The 18423-nt window shown below is 42.7% G+C and carries 16 protein-coding genes; 10 read left to right on the top strand and 6 right to left on the bottom strand.

Annotated elements, in window-relative coordinates; genetic code table 11:
* From FD44_RS10685 to FD44_RS04135, 3 genes are all read left to right on the top strand, one after another.
* Positions 1 to 210: hypothetical protein (locus tag FD44_RS10685; protein ID WP_235809388.1), on the top strand; the 210-nt coding region annotated here is incomplete at its 5' end.
* A complete protein-coding gene (locus FD44_RS04140) occupies positions 152 to 625 on the top strand; it encodes a nucleoside 2-deoxyribosyltransferase (RefSeq protein ID WP_010619335.1) in 474 nt (157 codons plus the stop codon). The genes FD44_RS10685 and FD44_RS04140, both read left to right, overlap by 59 nt.
* A gap of 161 nt (positions 626 to 786) precedes the next feature.
* Positions 787 to 2586 carry a glycoside hydrolase family protein gene (locus tag FD44_RS04135; RefSeq protein WP_010619336.1) on the top strand — a complete coding sequence of 600 codons (1800 nt, stop codon included), beginning with the start codon at positions 787 to 789 and terminating at the stop codon, positions 2584 to 2586.
* A 755-nt stretch (positions 2587 to 3341) separates the two neighbouring features.
* Here FD44_RS04135 and FD44_RS04130 read toward each other — a convergent pair.
* Complete coding sequence (locus tag FD44_RS04130; protein WP_010619337.1) at positions 3342 to 4235, bottom strand: matrixin family metalloprotease; 894 nt, start codon at positions 4233 to 4235, stop codon at positions 3342 to 3344.
* 220 nt (positions 4236 to 4455) lie between these two features.
* Here FD44_RS04130 and FD44_RS04125 point away from each other — a divergent pair, with 220 nt between their 5' ends.
* Positions 4456 to 5658, top strand: coding sequence for an acetate/propionate family kinase (locus FD44_RS04125; RefSeq protein ID WP_010619338.1), 1203 nt, complete (start codon positions 4456 to 4458; stop codon positions 5656 to 5658).
* 40 nt (positions 5659 to 5698) lie between these two features.
* Here FD44_RS04125 and FD44_RS04120 read toward each other — a convergent pair whose 3' ends face one another.
* A complete protein-coding gene (locus tag FD44_RS04120; RefSeq protein ID WP_010619339.1) occupies positions 5699 to 6619 on the bottom strand; it encodes a GH25 family lysozyme in 921 nt (306 codons plus the stop codon).
* 522 nt (positions 6620 to 7141) lie between these two features.
* Between FD44_RS04120 and FD44_RS04115 the strand changes: the two genes are divergently transcribed.
* The gene (locus tag FD44_RS04115; RefSeq protein WP_010619340.1) at positions 7142 to 8395 is read left to right on the top strand and encodes a metal-dependent hydrolase family protein; all 1254 of its coding nucleotides are present in this window, start codon (positions 7142 to 7144) and stop codon (positions 8393 to 8395) included.
* Between the two features lie 86 nt (positions 8396 to 8481).
* Here FD44_RS04115 and FD44_RS04110 read toward each other — a convergent pair whose 3' ends face one another.
* Entirely contained in the window at positions 8482 to 9696 is a 1215-nt protein-coding gene (locus tag FD44_RS04110; RefSeq protein ID WP_010619341.1) for an MFS transporter, read from the bottom strand.
* A gap of 162 nt (positions 9697 to 9858) precedes the next feature.
* Here FD44_RS04110 and FD44_RS04105 point away from each other — a divergent pair, with 162 nt between their 5' ends.
* From FD44_RS04105 to FD44_RS04090, 4 genes are all read left to right on the top strand, one after another.
* Positions 9859 to 10614, top strand: coding sequence for an alpha/beta hydrolase (locus tag FD44_RS04105; protein ID WP_010619342.1), 756 nt, complete (start codon positions 9859 to 9861; stop codon positions 10612 to 10614).
* On the top strand, positions 10611 to 11450 hold the full coding sequence (locus tag FD44_RS04100) for an aldo/keto reductase (RefSeq protein ID WP_010619343.1): 840 nt from the start codon (positions 10611 to 10613) through the stop codon (positions 11448 to 11450). The genes FD44_RS04105 and FD44_RS04100 overlap by 4 nt, the downstream gene beginning before the upstream one ends.
* Before the next feature lie 78 nt (positions 11451 to 11528).
* The gene (locus tag FD44_RS04095; protein WP_010619344.1) at positions 11529 to 12314 is read left to right on the top strand and encodes a matrixin family metalloprotease; all 786 of its coding nucleotides are present in this window, start codon (positions 11529 to 11531) and stop codon (positions 12312 to 12314) included.
* Between the two features lie 26 nt (positions 12315 to 12340).
* Positions 12341 to 13273 (top strand): DMT family transporter, encoded by a 933-nt coding sequence (locus FD44_RS04090; protein ID WP_010619345.1) that lies wholly within the window; start codon positions 12341 to 12343, stop codon positions 13271 to 13273.
* A gap of 2 nt (positions 13274 to 13275) precedes the next feature.
* On the opposite strand, the gene FD44_RS04085 is transcribed toward FD44_RS04090, so the two are convergent.
* From FD44_RS04085 to FD44_RS04075, 3 genes are all read right to left on the bottom strand, one after another.
* The gene (locus FD44_RS04085; RefSeq protein ID WP_010619346.1) at positions 13276 to 14445 is read right to left on the bottom strand and encodes a phosphoglycerate dehydrogenase; all 1170 of its coding nucleotides are present in this window, start codon (positions 14443 to 14445) and stop codon (positions 13276 to 13278) included.
* Positions 14432 to 15532 carry a 3-phosphoserine/phosphohydroxythreonine transaminase gene (gene serC / locus FD44_RS04080; protein WP_010619347.1) on the bottom strand — a complete coding sequence of 367 codons (1101 nt, stop codon included), beginning with the start codon at positions 15530 to 15532 and terminating at the stop codon, positions 14432 to 14434. Before serC ends, FD44_RS04085 begins: the two co-directional genes overlap by 14 nt.
* A 280-nt stretch (positions 15533 to 15812) precedes the next feature.
* Positions 15813 to 17324 (bottom strand): ATP-binding cassette domain-containing protein, encoded by a 1512-nt coding sequence (locus FD44_RS04075; RefSeq protein ID WP_010619348.1) that lies wholly within the window; start codon positions 17322 to 17324, stop codon positions 15813 to 15815.
* A 343-nt stretch (positions 17325 to 17667) separates the two neighbouring features.
* Between FD44_RS04075 and FD44_RS04070 the strand changes: the two genes are divergently transcribed.
* Positions 17668 to 18282 (top strand): histidine phosphatase family protein, encoded by a 615-nt coding sequence (locus FD44_RS04070; RefSeq protein WP_010619349.1) that lies wholly within the window; start codon positions 17668 to 17670, stop codon positions 18280 to 18282.
* Positions 18283 to 18423: the final 141 nt, after the last annotated feature.

Below are 18423 nucleotides of genomic sequence, written 5' to 3'. Positions count from 1 at the left end.
TCAACAGGAAAAAGTATAGAGCCGAAATTTCAGGAAGAATTCGGTGGAAGTCGGATTCTTTTTTTTCGCAAATTTTTGGCTAATAATGCTATATTTTGTGGTATGATGAATTCATCACTACTATATGTATGTAAAGAGAAAGGGATTAACTATGAATACTATTTACTTAGCAGCGCCATTTTTCAGCGACAATCAGAACGCCAGAATTAAAGAGGTGCTCGATTTACTTAAGGCCAACAAAACGATTGATTCAAATGGCATTTTTGTGCCAATGGAACATCAGCATGAGGACTTAGAATTTGGATCATTTAAATGGCAGGTTGCTACGTTTGCTTCCGACATGCGTCAGGTACGCAAGGCCGATGCAGTGGTTGCTATCCTAGATTATCAAATGGAAGAAACGCAAGAAAACGAGCCAGATTCAGGAACAATTTTCGAAATTGGTGCAGCATTTGAACATGGAATTCCCGTGATTGTGATTCAGTATAATCAAGATCAAAAAATCAATTTGATGGTCGCACAATCATACACTGCTTTATTTAGTGGTAAAGACGATATTCAAAACTTAAAGAATTATGATTTTAACGACTTAGCACAAAAGTACGTTGAAAAAGAAGTGCTATAAAAATTCGGATTAAGGCTGAGAAAGTTTCAGCCTTTTTATTTTGGTAAAATTTATATTTCAGGCAGATTAAATTTTGTGGATAAACGAACAAAAATTCGCACGCTTTCAATTTATTCTGTACAATGATAGCAGAACCAAATTTACCAAGGGGGATTAGTTCAATGAAAAAAGTCATAAAATACATAGCAGCTTTGCTACTACTAGGTGCAGCAACGGGTGCGGGGATTGTCACAAGCAATTCCAAGCAGAATGTTGAAGCCGCTACTTCGTTTACGGTTAATGCACAGCATCAGGGGATGAAGGCGGATGATAAGACAGACAATACGCCAATTTTGCAAAAACTACTCGACAAATACAATAGCGATACGCCAATGACCATACATATTACCAAGGGGACGTACCTATTTAAAGATTCAGAATTAAATGCGATTAAATTACGTTCAAACGTGACGTTTAATTTTGACAAAGGAGCCATTTTCCAAATTCGGGGTGGCGATCGGATTGCCTTCGCTTATCCTAGTCCAGAAGACGGCTATAACGGTGGGATCAAAAATGTGACATGGAATAATGCCACGTTTAAAGGAACTCATCCTTCCGCAAATACGCAGAGTGTTTTTGTCCAAAGCTTGAACCATGCGGTAACCGTTAATTTTAACAAGTGTACGTTTACCAATGCCGAATCACCCACAGGACACTACATTGATATTTGTGGGAGTCATAATATTCATATTAAGAACTCAACCTTTAATGGATTCTATCCAAAAAAGGGGTATGAGTATAAGGAAGCTATCCAAGTTGACTACTCAAATTCTAAGGCAATGTCCTATAAGAATTCCGGTGATAGTTATGACGGACTTCCTTCATACAACGTCTACATTTCAAACAACAAATTCTTACCAATCAACAAGGCGTCTGGAACCATTAAGTCATACGCGCCTAACCCAGTTGGGGAACATGTTGTTTATACGAAACTATTCAACGGCACAATCCATGACGTTTACTTCAAGGGAAATACAGTTCAGGATGCAAAACCATTACGAGAAGAAGATGGCGCTAACTTACATTTCGTAGCCGTTTCTAACTTGTATATCGAGAACAATACCTTTGAGAACAAGCATGCGTTAGGGTCAGGTAACTACATTCGGTTATACAATACCCGTTCAGACATTCAAATGGATAACCTCAACATTAAAAATAACAAGTTTGTTAACTTGAACCCTGGCAACCGATACGTCTATTTTGAAAAAGATGGCGAAGCGGGCGATATCACGGGCGTTGACGTTTCCAATAATCAGATTACGTCTTCTAAGAAGTCGATTTCATTTGTATCAGCTAACTTTAGTACGGATGGGATGACCATTGATAGCAACAAGGTTTCAACTGCTAAAGCAACTGCAACCGCAAAGGCAGCTAAGCAAAAAACAGCAACGCCTATCAACAGCAAGAAAAATAAAAAGACAAATAAAGTCGAAAAATATTATGCTGGATTAGCATCTCAATATGCTTACTTTAAGACAAATGCTAAAAAGACCTATGCTCTTTATACGCATATCAAGGGATCTAAGAACTGGAACTATGCAACCAAGAAACTAAAGGCTTCTAAGGCAACTCACGTGTACATCGATATGCGGGCTGAAGCCACAAGTGGTAACTGGTATCGAGTTCGATTTACCTCAAGTACGAGCAGTATTCGCTACTGGATTAAAGCGGGGTCACTCTCATTTAATAAGATTACTTATGAGGACTACAGCAAGACGGTAACCCCACTGCAAAGTTATCCAACCTATACCAAGGTCTTTAATGACTCGACGTTGGCTAAATCAGTTGGGACTACGGCAAGTTTCCCAAGTTCAGTTAATGTTACCCGCCGAGCAGTCAGAACGGCGCATAACGGGAAACAAACAACGTATTACTATATTCCTGCCCAAAAGGCTTGGACTAGAGCATCAGCGTTCTTCTAAACAAATATTTTTATGAGATAAGCCAAGATAATGTTGGTTTATCTTTTTTTAATTTGGGGGTTGAAAAAATGCTGGAAAGGATTATACTAAGTTCATAAATTAAATTTAGATGAGATTTAACAGACGATTATAAGAAACGATCCTTTTATCCGATTGTTATAGAGAGTCCCGAGTTGGTGTAAACGGGATACAGTCATGATTGCGACCATCATTCTTTAAAGTTGCGCGCTGAATTCAAGTAGGTTGCGTCGGGGATGCCCGTTACAGCATGACTGTATCGCCAATTTGGCTGTACAGGATGAGGCTAATTTAGCGATAAATTGGCAAATTAAGGTGGTAAAGTGCAATAGCACCCTTAACTTTCAGAAATGAGAGTTAGGGTGCTTTTTTCGTCTAAATTTAAAATACATATTTTGAGGGGGTGGTTTTATGGAATCGGACATTATGAAGAATGCTGACGATGGTCAGATTCAGATTAGAGTGACTGCTAATGGAGGCAACAATACGATTTCTCAAAAGGCACCCAGGCAGTATAGGTAGCACATATAGTTCCAACATAACGTTCCAACACATAGCATCACATAGTAACAACACATAGAACAAGACACATATAGAAAAATTTAACACATAGGAATTCACATAGAAACACATAGGCGACACCGGTTGTGGGTAAGGTGTTGACACATATAGCGTCAAATAAAAAAATCATCCAGTTAATGAGCTGGATGATTTTTTGTGGTTAACATTTCTTTTAGTTAATTTCTCGCATTATGCACTTTCACTGCCAACTTTGCTCTCGCAACATCGGTACTTGTGACTAGGCTGAATCCCTTACTACTATTTTTGACTTTATTATAATTATAAATATCGTTTGTCCCACTCGCCCAGTACATTAAATCCGACTTGTTTGGCGAATGCTTTAAGCCCATCACGTGACCAAACTCGTGAGCCAAGGTGTTGGCATATTCGAATTCACGGGCCTTGATTGCCAGTCCGGATTTCAAATTGCTCTCTTGGTTATCAAAAGCGGCCTTCGCATAGTCAACTTGCTGCTGTTGGTAAGTATCAAGCTTTGACTGATAATCTGGATCAGTGGTGCTTAAGCCAGCTTTGTAAGCTGCTAAATTGGCGTTTGCCGTTTTGACGAGCGATTTTTCACTGTTATACAATGTTGTATTTGTGATAACCGAAAGATCATCGGCATAGAGACTGTTACGAATCTGAACTTTCTTAGTTGATGGGATCCACCAAGCATCACTGTCATCCGATTTGGATGCTTTCGCGTTGGAAACGGAGAAGGTGACGGTGTGGTATTTCTTGGAGCCAACCTTAATTGCTTGGCGGCCAAGTTTAGAATTCCAATAGTTCATTGCCAAACTGAGACTTTTTTTGAGGTAAGAACTCTTCGTTTTCTCGTAGACATAAATGGTGCCAGATTTATTCAATCCGGTTTGGGCACTATACGTAAATTTATACTTCTTTGCGATTGCTTTGTAATGCTTTTTATAATAACTATTGCTCTTCTTTAACATTGCAGATGAAGGCTTAACACTGGAAGCTTGTGCTGGAATAGTGGCGACTGGTGCAAAAATCATTAGCCCCGATAATGTTGCAAGCGAAACGTGTAAAATTAGTTTTTTATGAGTCATATGGATCCCTTCTCCCCCGAACGAAATAGTGCATCTATAAACTACCATCATAATACGCTAAAACCCAATATTATGGAATTTTAACGGCGAATTATTTCCAAAAATTAATCCTTTTTCGAGAAGTATGATTTTTCAGTGAAAGAAAACCGAAAAGACAGTGAATCCGCTTCCATTGAGGGACTTTATAAGATATGATAACACTAAATTGGAGGTGGCTCACTTGAAAAAAATTCTCATCATCAATGCTGGCAGCTCATCCCTTAAATGGAAACTATTCTCGATGCCAGAAGAAATCGTGGTGGCAGAGGGGCACGTTGAGCGAATTAATTTGGCAGATTCAACGGTCAAGTTAAAATTTAACGGTGATAAAACAAAGCGGACTTTCGATAAGCTATCCATGAACGATGCCGTCCAAAACGTGCTAAATAGCTTGGTGGAATCCAAAATTGTGAGCCAACTCGACGAAATCGGTTCAGTGGGCCACCGGATTGTTGCCGGAGCGGCCGAATTTAAATCCGTCACAGAATTAACAGCGCCCGTGATTGAAAAATTAAAACAACTCAGCGATTATGCACCACTGCATAATCCGATGCAGGTCGCAACGGTGGAAACTTTAATTTCCTATTTGCCAAATACGCCTCAATTTGCTGTATTTGATAGCGCCCTTTTCCACCAAATGGCTGAAGAAACGGCATTGTTTGGTATCCCATACGAATTATCTAAACAGTTTTATATTCGGCGCTACGGGGAACATGGGATTTCCCACGAATACTTGGCCTGCCAAACTGCAGCCTTGATGAGACAAGCCCAAGCAGATTTGAACATCATCACCATGCATTTGGGCAGCGGTGCTTCTATTTCAGCATTTAAGAATGGCAAAATTTACGACACGTCAATGGGCTTAACCCCAGTAACGGGGGTTCTGATGGGAACCAGGTCTGGAGATGTTGATCCAAGTCTAGTGCCATTTTTGATGAAACGGTTGGATCTTGATACGCCTGAAGAAGTGATTAATATCCTGAATGAACGATCAGGGTTACTCGGCGTATCGGGGCTTTCTTCAGACATGCGCGACCTAAACGCTTCGGAAAATTATCAATCTGAACTGGCTTTGCAAATGTTTGAAAATCAAGTCGTCAAACAAGTTGGCGCCTACTATGCGGAAATGGGTGGCGTTGATGCGCTCGTATTCTCAGGTGGGATTGGTGAAAAGGATGACGAGATGCGCCGCCGAATTTTAACAAGGTTAAGTCATCTTGGCGTTCAAATTGATCCAAATTTAAACGAGATTGGCGTTGAAGGGCAGATTACCGTTGAAACGAGCCCAATAATGGCGTTAATTGTGCCGACGGATGAAGAATTGGCAATCGTGCGGCAGGTATTTGATAAGGACAAATTGGATGACAAAAGATTAGTGCATTAAAAAAAGAGCTGCGAGATTAATCGCAGCTCTTTAAAATTGCTTATTTAACCATTACGTAGGCTTTGTTAGCCGTGATGTAGTGGCCGTTTGATAGTTGAATTCTTGGTGTTCCCTTAGTTGACTTAGCAATTGCTTTAACCGTGTAAGTCTTGCCCTTAGAAACCTTTGAAAGCTTACCCGTGAAGTTTGCGGTTGTGTATTGGTAGAAGGCCTTTTTAGCAGTAACCTTTTGACCAGCAGTTACGGAAGTGTAATAGCTTGGTGCCGTCTTTGTACTTGATCCTGAGTACCAGCTAGAAACAGTGGATGAGTCAACGACCTTGTTTAAGTCGACGTTGCCACTAATTCCTGAGACCGATCCTTTACTCGTGTATTGCCATAAGTCGGTGCTGACGTTTGGCTTGTTTGAGTAGTTCGCAATCCATGAGCCATCAAACTTAGAGTAGTTGATGCTGTGGACGGATACGAAGTTTTGGTATGAGTAGTAAACGATAGGCTTGTTGGTCAGTGAACGCATCGTGGTTAACCACGCATTCACGTAAGTTTGTTCCTTACCCTTAACGCCTGACTTACGCTTTTCGTTATCTAAAACGTAGAACTTGGCGTTTTTGCTGGCTAAGCTATAAAATTGTTTTGCATCAGCTTTGGCATCAGCGACACTATCAAATTCAGCGAAGTCGTATTGGCCAAATGGCACGTTGTACTTGTAAGCGCCGTTTGCGTTTGTATTTCGTTTTGTATCAATCGCGTAATCTGAATCTCCTGGGTTACCATGCTTAACCCGGATGATTACCATTTTGAGTTGCTTTGAGGCCTTTGACCAGTTAATGGAACCTTGCCATTGGGACACATCGGCAATCTTCGTCTTAGCAGCATCCGCACCAGTGGCACCAATAGCTAGAAATGCGAGACCGACAAAGGCACCGGTAATAAGTCGTTTTAATAAAGGTTGTTTCTTCATAAAATGTTTCCTCCCTATGTAATTATATTTACCCCTAGTGTAACGAGAAAATAAAACAAAGTAAAAACAGGGGAATTACAGTCGACTAACAATTGTGTATCAGTCTGTCATGAACTTAATTTTTAAAAAGGGTTGCATTTTATTCTAAATGAGATTATGATGTGAATCATTAAAAACAAATTAAACGACAAGCAATGAAGAATCAAGGATGACGATTTAAGCCATGCAAAGGGAGCGCCAGTTAGTGGGAAGGTGCCATGACTTATATCCAAAAGTTGATTTGAGCTGATAAAAAAATCCGGTGGCCCCGATAACGGTCAAACACATCGCCAAGTGGCCGTGTGTGAGAGGTTGGCGCAAGCCAGCAATTAGGGTGGTACCGCGTTGAAAGCGTCCTTAGTAATTTCGATTACTGAGGGCGTTTTTTATATTTTAAGGAGGTGGTGGCAGTGAAGTCCCAGTTAGCGTTACAAGAGGAACAATCTGATGGTCCGTTACTAAAATTCGAAGGGAAGTACTATTATGACAACAACAATTTACAAGAACGCAAACATTTACAGCTACCGCCAACACAACTTTATCAGGGACGCATGGTTCGCCGTAGATGACGAAACCGGTAAAATTTCTCAAACTGGTGAAGGACGCATCAACATTTCCGCAGATAACACGATTGATGTTCACCATCAATTTGTCATGCCGGGCATCATGAACGCCCACACTCATATCACGAGTGTTCCTCGCGACTTTGCCGACAAGGTTGATGCACGTCATCCATCAACTCGCGAAACCGCAACGATGTACGCCATTCATAACATGCAAGACATGATCGACAACGGGGTTACTTATATTAGAAACGTGGGCGCACCATTTGATGTTGATATTGCCATTCGAGAAATGCAAAAACAAGGATTCATTCAAGGACCGCAAATTAAAGCATCGGGTCAAGCAATTTCGATGACTGGCGGCCATGGTTCAGATGGTGGCTACGAAGTCGATGGCGCCGATGAAATGCGAAAAACAGTTCGAACAGCTATGAAAAATGGTGCCAACAACATTAAGATGATGGTTACTGGCGGTGTTCTAAAGAATGGCGAAACGCCAGATGACATTCAGCTCACATTTGATGAAGTTCGTGCAGGGGTTATTGAAGCGCATCATAAGGGCTTTACGGTTGCCGCTCATGCACAGGGCAATGCGGGAATTAAAGAGGCCGTCAAAGCTGGTGTTGATACCATTGAACATGGCTTTGATATTGATGATGAAACGATTGCCATGATGAAGGAACACGGGACCGCGGTAGTGCCAACATTAAATGCCATGTACGGGATTTATGAATTTGGCGAAGGCACCGTTCCAGACTGGGCGCGTCAAAAGGTCATTGTTAACATTAAGAAACATTTTAAATCAATTGAAAAAGCCGCTAAAGCAGGAATTCCGATCGCAATGGGCACGGATGCAGGAACACCCTATAACGGCTTTAAAGAAGAAAGTGCATACGAGATTCAGCTAGAAGTTGAAAAGGCCCATATGACACCCGCTCAAGCAATTGAATCAGCAACGATTGTTTGTGCAAAGGTCATGCAAGTCGGCGATGAGTACGGAAGCATTGAAACAGGTAAGTTTGCGGACTTTATCATCATGGCCGATAATCCAATCGATGATATCAGTGTCATCCAGCGTGATAAGGACGTTTACCAACACGGCAAACGCGTCCACGCAGTTATCCAAGAAATTGGTGCAGCAGAGGTGGAACCAATCGCTGAGGCTGGCCGTTAATTAGCTAAAATTCACATAGAAAATGAAATGCGTACACATAGCAAAGAAGGGCTTCCCGAAACGGGGAGCCCTTCTTTATGGATGAATTATAGTGCTGACTTTAATTTTTCATTTGTACGATGAATCATCATCAGAACAATTAGGATCACTAGCAGTAAAACAGCGTTCACCACGAAGGTGCCGCGATAATCGATGATACCGGCAAGCACGGCTCCCATCATCGGGCCAATGACGCTGCCGAATCCCTGGGCAGATTGACTATAGCTAAAGATGGTCCCCACACTTTCTTTGGGGGTCATTTTAATGAGCATTGTCTGAACGCCAGGGAGCAAGGCGGCATCCGCAAGACCAATGATAAAGCGAAGTCCCCAAAGCTGCCAAACGTTTGTGACAATGGCGCTTAGGATGAATACGATAACGCCAAGGCCAAGTGCAATCTTGATAATTCGGGCGGTGCCAATGTGATCGCCAATGTCGCCCAATTTTGCGGCAATGAGAACGGTGGCAAATCCTGGGGTAGCGGCAATGACGCCACTAACCATCGTTATTGGCCCGTGGAAGTGCATGAGTTCGCGGATAAATAGGGTTAGGAAGGGATTAACCATGGTAATTGCCGTTTGAATGATGAGGGTGGTCAGCATCATGCCCCAAATGACGTTTTCGTGTTGGGTGGATGCCATAATCTGTTTGAAACTAAGCTTGGCTTTCTCCTCGGATAAGGGGGTAAAGTGCTCTTTAACTAAGATTAGGCTTAAAAAGAAGACAATCAGCAGTAGAATCCCAGTGATAATGAAGGTGCTGCGGTAGCCCCAAACCGATGCAATTGCGCCACCCAGTAAGGGTCCCAACAAGGTGCCGGAAATGTTGCCAGTCGTTAGGAATCCTAGCGCTTTCCCACTTTGATTTTGGGGAACTTCGGTTGCAATGAGGGCGCTAGCGGAAGGGATATAGCCAGAAAAGAGGCCAATTAGGACTCGAGCAAAGACTAATTGCCAAGTATTTGTGACAAACGCCATGGCTAAGTTGACGACGGCCATTCCAAGCGAGGACCGGAGCAACATTAATTTTCGCCCCTTTTTATCAGCCAAACGGCCCCAAAGCGGTGCAATTAAAGCAGACACTAAGAAGGTTGAGGAATAGGCAACCCCATTCCAAAGGTTGAGCGAATTTTTGCTGAAGTGACCCAACGTGTTGATAAATAACGGTAGAAATGGCATGAGTAGGTTAAACGCAATTCCAGCAATAAAGTTACCCAGCCACAATATGTAAAGATTTCGTTTCCATGGGGTAGCAGTTGTCATCGTGAACGCCCCCTTGTGGTAAAATTTTATTAAAGTCGTTATGACCATTGATTGACAAACTGCTTATAGAAAAATAAGTATGTATTTACCTATATTACCAGCTTATTAGGCGGTCGTATAGGGTTCTTGCCCTTTTTAGTGATTAAATTTGGAGGTGGCGCAATGCCAGTTTTACCAGAAACGTTTTATTTCAAAGGTGGTCCCACAGCTATCCTACTTTTTCATACATTCTCAAGCAGTCCAATCGATGTTCGCTCATTTGCCCAGGACTTGAATAAGGCTGGTTATACTGTTCTCTGTCCCTTATTTAGCGGTCATGGGACGGATGATCCGGAAAACGTCATCACGAATGGTCATCCAGACATGTGGTGGGAGGATGCGTTGGCCGCTTACCAATTGCTGAAACGGGATGGTTACAGTCCAATTGCCGTATTTGGCGAGTCACTGGGTGGGATTTTTGCCCTTAAGTTAATGGAAACTTTTCCAGAAATCAGTTGTGGCGGAACCATCAGCACGCCCCTTTTTCCAGTGGATAAAACGCACGTCAAGGCAAGATTTGTCGAACGGGCTCAGAATTGGTTTCAAAAGGAAAAATTATCGCCAGAGACTATTGCCGAGCGGGTCGGCTGGCTTAGCGAGCATATTTCGGATCAATTGCAGGCAATCAGTGCTTATACGGTGGGGATTCATGATGATCTATCAAGCATTAAGCAACCCGTTTTTATTGCTGAAGGAACGGCGGATGAGTTATTAGATCCGAAGATTAATGAACAGCTTGCTACCTACCTAAGGCCGACCACAAGTGTGACTTTGAAAAAATACGAAGGGGCGCCACACGTCATCACGTATAGTAAGTACCGTCAACAGCTTGCGGCTGACGTCATTGAATTTATTAAAAATAAGGAGTCCTCAAAATGAGCAAATTAACGGAAACGTATGAACTATCAAACGGGGTTAAGATTCCCAAAATTGGTTTCGGAACCTGGCAGGTACCAAATGGTCAGGTTGCCTATGACGCGGTTACTGAGGCGCTTTCGCAGGGTTACCGTCATATTGATACAGCGTGGCAGTATGGCAATGAGGAAAGCGTTGGACGGGCCATCAGAGATTCCGGATTAAACCGGGAAGATGTTTTTGTGACATCTAAGCTTGCGGCTGCGGCCAAGAGTTATGATGCCGCGATGAAGACGTTTGATGAAACAATGGATCGAATTGGGTTAGATTACCTGGACCTTTATTTAATTCACGCACCATGGCCATGGGATGAAATGGGTGCCGATTATAGTACCCAGAACATTGAAGTTTGGCAAGCCATGGAAGATATTTATAAAACCGGTAAAGTCCGAGCAATTGGCATTTCTAATTTTAACGTTGCCGACCAAAAGAACATTTTAAAACATGCCACAATCATGCCGATGGTGAACCAGATTCAATATTACATTGGCTATACAGAACCAGACATTACTGTTTACGCGCAAGACCATAATATGTTGGTCGAAGCCTTCTCACCTTTGGCCACTGGTTACTTGTTAAATAACGAAGCGGTCAAAGATATTGCAGCACACTATGACGTCTCTGTTGCGCAACTGGCGATTCGATACGTCTTGCAACACGGATTATTGCCCCTTCCAAAGGCAACTAATAGCGCTCACATTGAAAATAATAAACAAGTCGAATTTGAAATTAGTGTTGCCGATATGGCCGTATTAGATAAGTTAAAAGACACAGCTCCCGGTGAAGATCATAACGGTTAAAATTAATGGTAATAATGATTGCTAAAGGCAATGAAACCTGAGTATACTTAGCTTGAAAACTGAGGGGAGTGAGCTAAGTTGAACTGGAAAATCGGGGTTAGTATTTTTGCAGCCGCACTAATGGGCGCTTTAATGACTGTGGGATTTGCAGAAACAGTTCACGCGAAGACGACTAGTCGTGCTGTTACAATCAGTCAAATTAAGACTAAAAAAACAGCCCAAAAATATAAAAAGCAAATTGGGAAAAAGTATGGCATTAACTATGCGTTTCAGACGGGCTACTCTAAGACTCACCGAGTTTACATTTACGACGCGACTCACTCCAAATCAGTCGGCATCAGCTTAAACAGAGCTATGAATGATTGGAATAGCCGACTGGGAAAAAAGCGTTTCTATTTAGGAACAGCTAGTCATCATTCCATTACAATCAAATTTGTCGGGGATGCCCAGACCAAAATTGACGGGGGCATTTCCTGGTGGTTTAATAAATCAAGGACGATTGCAATTTCCCGTGTGTACTATAATACTGAACTTGGTGATATTAGCAGACAGATGAAGAAAAATTATCAACACCGACTTAATCCAGCGCTGTCAATCTCGGATGCCAATTTAATGATTGATAAAGGGATTGCTGGACAAGCGCGCATGGTCGAGTTTAGTCGAATTCTGGAACACGAAATGGGGCATACACTTGGCCTCCTCCATTCGAAGTCTGCTCAGAACCTAATGTATATGGGAATCGGCTATGGCGACATTTATCAATTTGACGACGTGCTTTCAGGGAAAGTTTTCGTCAATTTGGTGACAAATAATGATTTATCGCGGGCAAAAGCCGCAATTAAAATGTATGAGTTACTACATTAATCTTGTTGAATAGGGTGAATTTGAATATGGATAGTCATAATCTTCCTGGCAAAAACGTCATGAAGGGGATTTTTTGGGCAACGGTGGCTTCGACAATGTGGGGAATCTCGGGAACGGTGCTCCAGTTTATCGCACAAGGACAGGCAATTCCAGCAGGGTGGCTGCTTTCGATCAGAACGATTGGGGCTGGCACCATTTTACTGGTGATTAGTTTCTTCAAGTACAGAATGGGCATTTTTGATATTTTTAAAAACTGGCATACAATCGGGTGGCTGCTTGCCTACGCCATCTTTGGATTAATGGGAAACCTACTGACTTTTTATATGTCAGTTCAAACGGGAACCGCTGCTGCGGCCACTATTTTGCAGTACCTTAGTCCGCTCTTTATCGTGGTGGGAAGCTTTCTCTTCAAACGAATTATGCCACTACGAAGTGATTTACTGGCGTTCGTTATTTCAATGATTGGGGTTTTCTTGGCGATTACCAAGGGCGATATCAGTCAGTTGTCGATTCCAATGGCGTCCCTATTTTGGGGAATTGGTTCCGGCATAACGGCAGCATTCTACGTTGTTTTACCACGGCCAATCGTTGCCCACCATTCACCTATTTTGGTCCTAGGGTGGGGCACGTTTATCGCTGGTATTTTGTTTAACCTGAATCATCCATTTTGGATGTCAACGCCGCCAATCACGGGAACCTTAGTGGCCTCCGTTTTAACGGTCATCGTGGTTGGAACAATCCTACCGTTTAGCTTACTGTTATATAGTTTAAACTTTGCCCCTTCGGATGTGGTGAGCATTGTGGATGCGGTGCAACCCGTGATGACGTTCATCTTAAGTGTCATTTTCTTGAGTCTCAAGATTTCATTTGTGGAAGTGATCGGATCAGCCATGGTTATTTTGGCAATTTATATTCTGCAGCGTGGAAGAAGTAGTTTGGATAAGGAAATTATTAAGTAGAATTAAGCTTTCTTCAATAACCTAGCGCGATAAACGGCTGGGATTTTTGCTAAATTACTTTTAAGTTCCGTTTCTTGAACCTCTTTCAAATGGTCGACATCAATGATGGTATAGGCAGTGTCGCCCTTTGCGGCATTACTCATATTCTCAATGTTAATTCCTGAATCGGCGAGGAGGGTCGCAATTTGACCGACCATGTTGGGGATGTTTTTGTGCATTAAAGTTAAGCGATATCTCGTTTTAAAAGGGGCTTGAATGTCAGGTAGGTTGACTGAGTTTTGAACATTTCCAGTTTCAAGAAAGTTCATGATGGTTTGCGCGCCCTGAACGGCTCCGTTTGATTCGGCCTGTCCAGTTGAACCACCAATGTGTGGGGTGATGACAACATCGTCACGATTGAGCAATTTGTCGTCGCCAAAATCGGTAAGAAATTGCGTCAATTGGTGATGATTTAGGGCAGCAAGTGCAGCATCTAAATCAACGATTCCACCACGAGCGTAGTTCAGCAAAACGGCACCGGGTTTCATTTGGGAAATGATGGCTTCATCAAACATGCCGACTGTTTCCTCATTTTTGGGAACGTGAATAGTCACGTAATCGGCGTTTGAAATTGCTGCTTCCAGTAAGTTTGCCCGATGAATTTTGGTTGAAATGCGCCAAGCAGCATCAGCGGATAAGTAGGGATCATAGCCGATGACTTTCATGCCCAGGGTATTTGCAGCGTTGGCGACTAGTGAACCGACGTGGCCGACACCAATGACTGCGAGAGTTTTGCCAGCGAGCTCGGTGCCATTAAACTGAGTCTTTTCTTTTTCTGTTCGGAGTGAAATATCGGCGCCGCTGTTCTTGGCACTAAACGCAGCTGCGGTAAATAGGTTTCGTGAGCTGGCAATTAACAAAGAAATAACCAGTTCTTTAACCGCGTTGGCGTTGCTGCCTGGGGTTGTAAAAACCGCAATACCATTCTGCGTTGTTCTATCCAAAGGGACGTTGTTAAAGCCAGCGCCGCAGCGGGCAATGACCTTTAATTTTTTAGGGAAGGTCGCTTCATGCAAATTGACCGAGCGAATGAGGTAGGCATCTGGTGCTTCTGATTCGTTAATTTGGTAGTCGTCCGTGAATTGATCGAGTCCTGCTTGGGCAATTGCGTTGAACGTTTTAATTTGATACATGGGTAGTGACCTCCTTGTGGTCCTTTTCAAATTGATAGAGAAAATCGATGAGGGCATCGACACCCGCCATCGGCATCGCGTTATACAGGCTCGCACGCAAACCACCAACACTTCGATGTCCCTTCAAGTTTAGTAGGCCAGCGTTAGTTGCCTCCTCAACGAATGCTTGATCCAATTTATCGTGAGTTGTTGAGAACACGATGTTGGTCAACGAACGATCGTCTTTGAAGGCCGGGCAGTTAAATAGGTGAGACTGATCGAGATAGTCGTAAAATTTGCTTGATTTGGCACGATTACGTTTTTCCATTTCATCGACGCCGCCCTGTTCTTTTAACCATTTGAGGACGAGACCGGAAGCGTAAATGGCGAAAACAGGTGGGGTATTCAACATGGAATTCTTGTCCGCGTTCAGTTGGTAATCAAAAATGCTGGGGATGCCATCGACGTGATGCATGAGCTCGTCTTTGATAATGACAATAGTGACGCCTGCTGGGCCAAGATTTTTCTGGGCGCCGGCGAATATCATCCCGAAATCTTTAACGTCATAGCGTTCGCCTAAAAAGTTCGATGACATATCGCCGACGATTGGAATATTTGATTCGGGAACCTCGTGATAAGCGGTGCCCTCAATTGTGTTATTAATAGTGACGTGTAAGTAATCAAACGAGTTTGCTGGAATTGTTTGGTTTAAGCGTGGAAGTTCTCGGTATTTACCACTTTCCGTTGTTGCTAAAGTGGTGACGTGGAACCTTAGTTTTTTGGCTTCAGCACCCGCTTTTGCAGCCCAGTGACCACTATCAAGAAGGGCAATTGAGCGGTGTTTAGTTGCCAGATTCAGGGGAGCGGCAGCAAATTGACCAGTACCGCCACCCTGCAAAAAGAGAACGTGATAATCATCGGGAATCGCCATAAGGTCCTTGATGTTAGCAACTGCATCGGCCATTATTTGTTCAAATTGCTGGCTTCGATGAGAGATTTCTAAAATACTCATTCCGGAGTTATTCAGTGAAGGTAATTCTCTTTGAATTTGCTCAATAACTGGTTTTGGCATCACTGCTGGTCCTGCTGAAAAATTATACACTGACATAAAATCGCTCCCGTTCTAAATTAAAAGCCCCCACCGCAAATGCGATGAGGGCATGGATTTACTCCATTTATAGACTTGATTGTCTGCCCTACCTGGATGAGTGACTCATCTATGCAGGGCATTTTTGGTACAAAAAGCTTAGCCTACATAAATGAGAATGTAGACCAGGAAGAGGCAAGACTTAAATTTTGATTGTTTAATTTAAACATGATAGAACCCCTTTCACTTTCTAATCTAAATCTAACAAATTTCCATTTTGAAGTCAAATTGAATTTCAACTTTATTTTAAGGCGTCAATTTGTTTTTTTAACCTTTGTAATTCTTGGGAGTCAGATTCGGGAGCGGTCATTAGTTGATCATACCTCAGCTGAAGCAGGGGAAGGTCGCTTGGATTTGCAGCATGAACGGCCGTTTTTTGAGGATCTATCAACTGCTGATTTTGGAATTTGAGGGTTCGATTGACGACCCGTTGACGAAAATCCACGTCATGTGAAACGAGAAGCACCGTGCCCGGATAGGCTATCAAATAGGTAGCTAAGGCATCAAGTGCTTGGCCATCAAGAAAGTTGGTTGGCTCATCCAGAATGAGAAAGTTACTTTCACTGAGCAACACACTGAGTAGCTGCAGTTTTACCCGTTCACCACCGCTCAACTCGCTTATTTGACGCGTATAGAAGAGACTATTAAGTCCAAATGCGCCCATCATTTGGCGGGTACGATCGTCGTCGAGAACGCTTTGCCGCTTCATGAATTCCCAAACGGTTTGGTTCAGCGGTAACTTAGTGATGTCTTGATTGAAATAACCCACTTTAGCGTGGATAGAAAGGTGCGTATGAGGTTGCTCTGCGAGAATGGCTTGAATCAATGTTGTCTTTCCGATGCCATTCGGCCCAACTAAGGCGACCCGTTCTCCAGGCTTAATTTGAAAAGAACCATTTGTTAAAAGCGCTTTTCCATAAGGCTTTAGTGTTAAGTCATTCGCACTCACGACGGTTTTACCAGAAAAGGCGGGGAAATCAGTGACCATTAGCTTAATGGCGGAGGTTTCGAATGGTTTCTCAACAGAGTTTTGATTTTGCGCCCGACTCAATAGAGCGTGTGCGCCACGCTCCATTTTGCCAGCATTTTGTTCTCTGGCAGATTTAGTTTTGGCCAGCTCCACTCGGCCCATTTTTCGACTCCCACGTCTAATTCTTGCTGCCTTTTCTTTTCTAGACTGAACGGCGAGTTTTAAGTCGTGTTCTTTTTGAGTTTGTCGGTGATACTCGTGAAGTTGGTTAGCGTGATTTTGCTTGGTGAGTTGTTCGAAGTTGGCAAGATTACCATCAAATTGGGTATATTGACCATTTGAGATTGCCCAAATCTTTGTCGCAGTTTGGGTTAAAAAGTGGCGATCATGAGAAATGACTAATATCAAGCCGTTGACCTGGTTGACCTGCTTAACGAGCCAGTCTTGATGCTGTTCATCCAAGTTAGCGGTTGGTTCGTCCAAAATTAGGATTTCTGGTCTAAGCGCCAAGGCTTCACGAATCTTGGCAATCGTTTCTTGACCACCACTTTTGTCGGTAATTGGGTTCACCTGATGGACGAAGGAAAGGGTGCCTTGAACGATTCGCTGTCCTTCAAAATCAGTATCCTGTTGGGCAATAATTTTCATTAAAGTTGTTTTACCAGTTCCGTTATTACCAACGATTCCAACGACATCTCCGGTGGTTGCGGTCAGGTCCGTTGCGTCGAATAATGGTTCGCCAGCAACGATTTTTTTAAGATGAGTTAATTTAATTTGTGTCATTTGGTTGTCCCCCTTTAAGGGATCAATTAAGTATTTGAGGGTATACAAAAAGCACACCTTATCAGTAAGCGTGTGCCGACTATTAGACTTAGTCCGCACGCAGTTAATCAATCCCAACACTAAATAAACGGTTATACTCAGCATGTTGCAAAGTATCGTTCTGTTGTTGAAAATGATTAGATGCGCATTGGCCTAAATCCTCCGATTTCTTTATTATCTGTAATATAGCATGTGAAAATAAATCTGACAAGTAGGTTGATACAGGTTGAAATCGAAATGACATCAAAAAGATGATAAAGTTATGAGATAATGACAGAAAGTGATAATGAGGAGTGATCGTTAATTGACTGAATTTTACCTAGTTCGTCACGGCCAAACGAATGCAAATTTGGCAGGAATCAAGCAGGGAATCATTAATGATAAATTTACATACTTAAATGATCGGGGTAAGGAGCAAGCTCGAAATCTACGAACGAAATTTAACATTCAATTTGCGGATCGATTGATTGTGAGTCCATTACATCGAACGATTGAGACCGCAGCGATTCTTAATGGGACGGCAAAATTGCCAGTTAGTTATGACGATCGACTTTTGGAGATTTCGTATGGTATGTGGGATGGACAAAAGAATGCCAATCTTGAAGCAGAGTTTCCCGAAGTCTTCGACCACCATCTGCACGATGTGTTGCCAGCATATGCGCCACTTGCGAATGGCGAAACATTTGAGGCTGTTCAAAAACGCGTTGCCGCATTTACGAAGAGTATGACCAAGAAGTATCCGGATGGGAAACTGATAATCGTGACCCACGGATTTACGGTTAAGGCATTTACGTTGAACGCTTTGCAGCCAGCTGATCCAATGACGTTGCCGGAGCCGGCCAACACGAGTGTGACTAAGCTAACGGTTGAGTCGTTGACGGGAAAGCAATATTTAGAATTTTATAATCAGAGATCATGAGTAGGTGAGATAAAAGGCGGTCAGCTTCCGAGCGTAACCTAGATTAACGAATAATCCCGTACCTGGATTGTTTGTTAATCGTAGTTAGGCATAGGAAGTTGCCTTTTGGAGCCCGATTAGGAAAAGTAATAGTAAAAAGAT

The organism is Secundilactobacillus malefermentans DSM 5705 = KCTC 3548 (genome assembly GCF_001436395.1).
GTDB lineage: Bacteria > Bacillota > Bacilli > Lactobacillales > Lactobacillaceae > Secundilactobacillus > Secundilactobacillus malefermentans.
Note: the sequence above shows the minus strand (reverse complement) of the source record. Positions and strands in the feature narration are given on the sequence as shown.

Excerpts from the sequence above, each read along its gene's own strand:
- FD44_RS04140 (WP_010619335.1), top strand. The coding sequence starts at position 152 with ATGAATACTATTTACTTAGCAGCGCCATTTTTCAGCGACAATCAGAAC.
- FD44_RS04135 (WP_010619336.1), top strand. The coding sequence starts at position 787 with ATGAAAAAAGTCATAAAATACATAGCAGCTTTGCTACTACTAGGTGCA.
- FD44_RS04130 (WP_010619337.1), bottom strand. The coding sequence starts at position 4,235 with ATGACTCATAAAAAACTAATTTTACACGTTTCGCTTGCAACATTATCG.
- FD44_RS04120 (WP_010619339.1), bottom strand. The coding sequence starts at position 6,619 with ATGAAGAAACAACCTTTATTAAAACGACTTATTACCGGTGCCTTTGTC.
- FD44_RS04115 (WP_010619340.1), top strand. The coding sequence starts at position 7,142 with ATGACAACAACAATTTACAAGAACGCAAACATTTACAGCTACCGCCAA.
- FD44_RS04110 (WP_010619341.1), bottom strand. The coding sequence starts at position 9,696 with ATGACAACTGCTACCCCATGGAAACGAAATCTTTACATATTGTGGCTG.
- FD44_RS04105 (WP_010619342.1), top strand. The coding sequence starts at position 9,859 with ATGCCAGTTTTACCAGAAACGTTTTATTTCAAAGGTGGTCCCACAGCT.
- FD44_RS04100 (WP_010619343.1), top strand. The coding sequence starts at position 10,611 with ATGAGCAAATTAACGGAAACGTATGAACTATCAAACGGGGTTAAGATT.
- FD44_RS04090 (WP_010619345.1), top strand. The coding sequence starts at position 12,341 with ATGGATAGTCATAATCTTCCTGGCAAAAACGTCATGAAGGGGATTTTT.
- FD44_RS04085 (WP_010619346.1), bottom strand. The coding sequence starts at position 14,445 with ATGTATCAAATTAAAACGTTCAACGCAATTGCCCAAGCAGGACTCGAT.
- serC (WP_010619347.1), bottom strand. The coding sequence starts at position 15,532 with ATGTCAGTGTATAATTTTTCAGCAGGACCAGCAGTGATGCCAAAACCA.
- FD44_RS04075 (WP_010619348.1), bottom strand. The coding sequence starts at position 17,324 with ATGACACAAATTAAATTAACTCATCTTAAAAAAATCGTTGCTGGCGAA.